The sequence below is a fragment of the Streptomyces niveiscabiei genome (genome assembly GCF_001419795.1).
Classification (GTDB): Bacteria; Actinomycetota; Actinomycetes; order Streptomycetales; family Streptomycetaceae; genus Streptomyces; species Streptomyces niveiscabiei.
This window is the reverse complement of the sequence record NZ_LIRL01000337.1, coordinates 1-4,629: the sequence shown is the minus strand read 5'-3', so window position 1 is coordinate 4,629 and position 4,629 is coordinate 1. Positions and strand designations below refer to the sequence as shown.

Here is a 4,629-nt window from a genome sequence, read left to right as displayed (position 1 = left end):
CCGAGGACTGCCTCTACCTGAACGTATGGACCCAGCCGGCCCCCGGCCCTCACCCCGTCATCCTGTGGATCTACGGTGGCGGCTTCGAGCACCCCCGTACAGCGACGGCGAGGCGCTCGCCCGGCTCACCGGCGCGGTCGTCGTCACCGCCAACTACCGGCTGGGCGCCCTGGGCTGGCTGCACCTCGCCGACCTGGGTCATACCTGGGAGGGATCGACGAACCTCGGCCTCCAGGACCAGACCGCAGCCCTGCGCTGGGCCGGGGACAACATCGCCGCGTTCGACGGCGACCCGGGCAATGTCACCCTGGCGGGCCAGTCCGCCGGGGCCTTCTCGATCGGCGCACTGCTCGCCGCCCCGGCCGCGACCGGCCTGTTCCACAAGGCGATCCTCCAGAGCGGGAGCACGTCGAGGATCTTCGACCGGACGACCGCGACCGCACTTGCCGAGGACCTGATCGCCGAGCTGAAGCCGGATGACGCGGAGGGCCTGCGCACGGTCCCCGCTCAGCGCGTCGTGGCCGCCCAGGAGACCGTCGTCACCCGCGACATCGGCAGCCGCAACCTCCCCGGCGGACGCGCCTGGGGCGTCGTCCTGGACGGCCACGTCCTGCCCGCCGCACCCCAACACGCCCCGCGCCACCCGCGACGAGTTCCGCCTCTTCCGGCGGCTCGCCGGAGACGCCTTCCGCCCGGCCGACGAGTACGCCCTGCACGCCGAGATGCGCCGGGCCGGCACCACCGACCCGGCACGCCTCCTCGACGAGTACCGCCCCCGGACGGGTGCGACGGAACTGGCCGACCTGCGCGCGGAGTTCCTCGGCGACGCGATCTACCGGACCCCGGCGACCCGCCTGGCCCGCGCCCAAGTCGCCGCAGGCGGACGGGCGTTCCACTACCTCATGCTCGACGAACCGTGCGGCCCCGACCTGGGTGCCTTCCACGGCGTCGACCTGCTGTACGTCTTCGACAAACTGCCCCTGGCCGGCGCGGACACCCCCGAGCACCGCGCGGTACGCGACCGACTCACCGCCGCCTGGCGGGACTTCGCGGCGCACGGCGACCCCGGCTGGGCCCCGTACGACGGCAACTCCCGCGCGTTCGGCGGCACTTCGGACATGGTCGCGGAGCCGCCGGATCGACGGCCCGCAGAGCCCGCGCACGGCATCCCCACCGCCCGGGAGACCGCCGAGCCCGCGACGAGACCCTCCCGCACCCCCTGAAAGGCGGAATTCCCGCCGGACCGGATCGCCCCTGAGTGATTTCCCCCCGATGCTGGAGAAAGGAAAATCCGGCGAAGGGGAATTCCATGGCGCGCACCGGACGGCGCACGCGGATCGTGCTCGCAACAGCGATTCTGGCCGCTTTCCTCACGGGAGCGGCGGAGGAGAGCGAACGCGCCCGGATCTGCCTGGTCCCGCCCGGAAATCCGGACGCGGAACGCACGGTGAGCGTCCCGGCGAAAAGCGTCCCCGCGCTGCTGCGGACGACCGCTTCGTACGCCGGTCCCTGCGCCGAGTACGGCAGCTCCGTCCCTCTCGGCGACGGGGTACTACGGGCGTACGTCCAGCGGGTCGGCGCACGTCCGGTGGCCGTCGGGGTCGCGTTCCCGGCGTCGTCCCTGCGCGGACTCCCGACGGCCGCCAGCGACGGAAAGCACTGTTTCGACAAGGACGGAAACGGCGCCATCGACCTGCACACGGAATGCTCGGTGGGCCACGAGAACGTGCTGAAGCTGCCTGCCGGAGCGGGCCCGTTCAGCTGGGAGCTGGTGAACTGGAACCCCGAAGGCCATATTCCCAAAGGTGTTTACGACACCCCCCACTTCGACTTCCACTTCTATATCCAGCCGCTCGCCGAACGGAACGCGATCAGACCCGGACCGTGCCCAGCACTGACGGACTGCGCGGATTACGCCCGGGCGAAGAAACCCGTACCGAGCCGCTACCTCGCCCCCGATTTCGTGGACGTCGACGCGGTCGAACCGGCGATGGGCAACCACCTCCTCGACGCGAGGGCCCCGGAGCTGAACGGCGGCCCGTTCACCCGCACATGGATCTACGGGACGTACGACGGGGAGATCACCTTCTACGAGGCGATGATCGCGAAGTCGTGGCTGGAGAACCTCAGAAGCGCCCGCAGCGGCGACACCTGCACGCCCTTCCGGCAGCCCCAGGCGTGGCGGAACAGCGGCTGGTACCCGACCAGTTACTGCGCCGAGTACCGCGAGAACCGGAAGGAGTACGCGGTCTCGCTGACCGACTTCGTTTACCGCGACGGAAGTTGACGCCCCCTCAGAACTCCCGGTCCACCGCCTCCGCGAACCGCACCAACAGCCGCGAGAACTCCCGCACTTCGGCCTCCGGCCACCCCGCCACCAACCCGTCGAACACCCCTTGCTGGAACTCCCGCGACCGCGCGAGCAGTTCCTCCCCGCTCGGCGTCAGCTCCAGCACCCGCCGCCGGCTGTCCCGCACGGACGCCCCCTGGGTGACGTACCCGCTCCTGACCGCGTCGGACACCATCCGGCTCGCGGTCGACGGGTCCAGCTTCAGCCGTTCGGCGACGGAACCGACCGTCACCTCGGGGTCGTCGGACGCGGCGGCGGCGTCCCCGACGGCCTGGACGACGAGGATGTGGATGAGCCGGTCCTGCTCGACGGACCCGGGCCGGCGGCCCAGGACGCGGACGACGCGGAAGAGGGCGGGGCCGGGTTCGTCGAGGCTGCTCATGCGGGGGACGGTAACAGATGTGTTCGCCGCGCATATATCGCTGTACGGGTCGAGTCACTCCGCCTTAGCATGTGTGTGTCACACATATATAGGAGCCCACTCATGCCCACAGCCCTGCTCCCCCTCACCGGCGTCCTCCTCGCCCAACTCCTCGCCATGCTCGACACCAACGTCACCGCCACCGCCACGCCCGTGATCATCGACGAGTTCGGCGCGCTGGACTCGTTCTTCTGGGTCGCCACCGCCTACACCCTCGCCGCGACCGTCACGACACCCCTGTACGGCAAGCTGGGCGACCTCTTCGGCCGCAAACCGGTCTTCGTGTTCGCGATGGCCGCGTTCCTCACCGGCTCGGTGCTCAGCGGCCTCGCGCAGTCGCTGCCCCAACTCGCCCTGTTCCGGGCGGTGCAGGGCGTCGGCGCGGGCGGGTTCATCGTCTCCGCGCTGGCCCTGTACACCGAACTGCTCACCCCCGGGCAGCGCGCCCGCTTCCAGGGCTGGTTCTCCACCGCGCTGACCGGCTGCGCCGCGCTCGGGCCGCTCGCCGGCGGGTACGTCACCGACGGCTGGGGCTGGCGCTGGATCTTCTACCTCAACCTCCCCCTCGGCGCGGTGTCCCTGCTGCTCGTCCTCACGACGCTCAAACCGGCCCGCCAGACGAGCCGCCCGGCGGTCGACTACGGGGGCGCCGTCCTGACCGGGGGAGTGGCGACCGGCCTCGTCCTCGTCTCCGCCTGGGCGGGTACGGAGCACAGCTGGGCCTCGCCGACGATCCTCGCGCTGATCGGCGGGACGATCCTCCTCGCCGCCGCCCTCGGTGCGGTCGAACGCCGGGTGCGCGAACCCGTCGTCCCGCTCCACCTGCTGCGCCGACCGATCCTCACCATCTCCAACGCGCAGGCGTTCGCGTCCGGGGCCGCGATGTCCGGGGCGCTGATGTTCCTGCCGGTCTTCCTCCAGGTCACCACCGGCGGCTCGGCCACCGACTCCGGGCTCCTGCTGCTGCCGCTGACCCTCGGCATCGTCCTCGCCGCGCTCTGCGCGAGCCCGCTGATGGTGCGGTTCGGGCGCGAGAAGTGGTTCGGCGCGGGCGGGGTCGCGGTCGCCGGCCTCGGTCTGGGCCTGCTGGTCACCCTGACACCCGACACCGGCCGGGCCCTCTCCGCCGGCTATACGGTCCTCATCGGCGTCGGCCTCGGGCTGATGACCCAGGTGTACGCGCTCGCCGTCATGAACAACTCCCCGATACGGGATCTCGGCGCGGCGGTCTCCCTCCAGACCCTCTCCCGCCAGCTCGGCGGCTCCCTCGGACTCGCCGCGTTCAACGCCGTCTTCCACGCGAAACTCGTCTCGGACCTCTCCGGGCTCGACGCGGAGCAACTGCGGACCGCTCAACAGCCGGAACGCGTCCACCAGTTGACCGGGGCCCTGCGAGAGACGGTACTGAACGCGTACGCCTCCGCCGTCGACCGCGTCTTCCTCGTCGCCGCGTGCGTCCTCGCCGTCGCGCTCGCCCTCGCCCTGCTCCTCAAGCTCCCGGACCGGTCCGACGAACCCGTGAAAGAGCCCGCACAGACCTGAACAACACCGGCGCCGACACCTTCACCGCACGCGGATGAACCGCGACACCACCCCGACCTCCTCCGTGATCCGCCCCGCGGCGTCCAGCAGTTCGGGCAGGATCATGGACAGGCACTCCTCGACGGACCGCCGCGCCACATGAGTCGCCGCGCTCACCGCCCCCACGACCCGCCCGTCCCGCCCTCGCACCGGCACGGCGACGGACCGCAGCCCGTCCTCCAACTCCTGGTCCACCAGGGCGAATCCCCGGACCCGCACCTCATCGAGCACCTCCCGCAGCACCCCGGCGTCCGTGACGGTCCGCGAGGTGAACGCC

Annotated in this window: 5 protein-coding genes and 1 pseudogene; 4 read left to right on the top strand and 2 right to left on the bottom strand. The window is 71.3% G+C overall.

Annotated features, from left to right (window positions below):
* Positions 1-64 precede the first annotated feature (64 nt).
* From AOK24_RS49700 to AOK24_RS17255, 3 genes and pseudogenes are all read left to right on the top strand, one after another.
* A pseudogene (locus AOK24_RS49700) lies at positions 65-583 on the top strand (carboxylesterase family protein); the annotation flags it as partial.
* Positions 477-1,223 (top strand): carboxylesterase family protein, encoded by a 747-nt coding sequence (locus AOK24_RS49695; RefSeq protein ID WP_109364948.1) that lies wholly within the window; start codon positions 477-479, stop codon positions 1,221-1,223. The pseudogene AOK24_RS49700 and the gene AOK24_RS49695, both read left to right, overlap by 107 nt.
* Positions 1,224-1,309: 86 nt before the next feature.
* A complete protein-coding gene (locus AOK24_RS17255) occupies positions 1,310-2,287 on the top strand; it encodes a hypothetical protein (protein WP_055720967.1) in 978 nt (325 codons plus the stop codon).
* Positions 2,288-2,294: 7 nt separating this feature from the next.
* Here the strand turns inward: AOK24_RS17255 and AOK24_RS17250 are convergent, their stop codons facing one another.
* Positions 2,295-2,732 carry a MarR family winged helix-turn-helix transcriptional regulator gene (locus tag AOK24_RS17250; protein ID WP_055720966.1) on the bottom strand — a complete coding sequence of 146 codons (438 nt, stop codon included), beginning with the start codon at positions 2,730-2,732 and terminating at the stop codon, positions 2,295-2,297.
* Positions 2,733-2,834: 102 nt separating this feature from the next.
* On the opposite strand from AOK24_RS17250, the gene AOK24_RS17245 reads away from it, so the two are divergent.
* On the top strand, positions 2,835-4,313 hold the full coding sequence (locus tag AOK24_RS17245; RefSeq protein WP_063799465.1) for an MFS transporter: 1,479 nt from the start codon (positions 2,835-2,837) through the stop codon (positions 4,311-4,313).
* 21 nt (positions 4,314-4,334) lie between these two features.
* On the opposite strand, the gene AOK24_RS17240 is transcribed toward AOK24_RS17245, so the two are convergent.
* A partial coding sequence (locus AOK24_RS17240; RefSeq protein ID WP_055720965.1) for an IclR family transcriptional regulator domain-containing protein occupies positions 4,335-4,629 on the bottom strand: 295 nt, incomplete at its 5' end.

Coding starts and splice junctions, on each gene's coding strand:
- AOK24_RS49695 (WP_109364948.1), top strand. CDS start 477: ATGACGCGGAGGGCCTGCGCACGGTCCCCGCTCAGCGCGTCGTGGCCG.
- AOK24_RS17255 (WP_055720967.1), top strand. CDS start 1,310: ATGGCGCGCACCGGACGGCGCACGCGGATCGTGCTCGCAACAGCGATT.
- AOK24_RS17250 (WP_055720966.1), bottom strand. CDS start 2,732: ATGAGCAGCCTCGACGAACCCGGCCCCGCCCTCTTCCGCGTCGTCCGC.
- AOK24_RS17245 (WP_063799465.1), top strand. CDS start 2,835: ATGCCCACAGCCCTGCTCCCCCTCACCGGCGTCCTCCTCGCCCAACTC.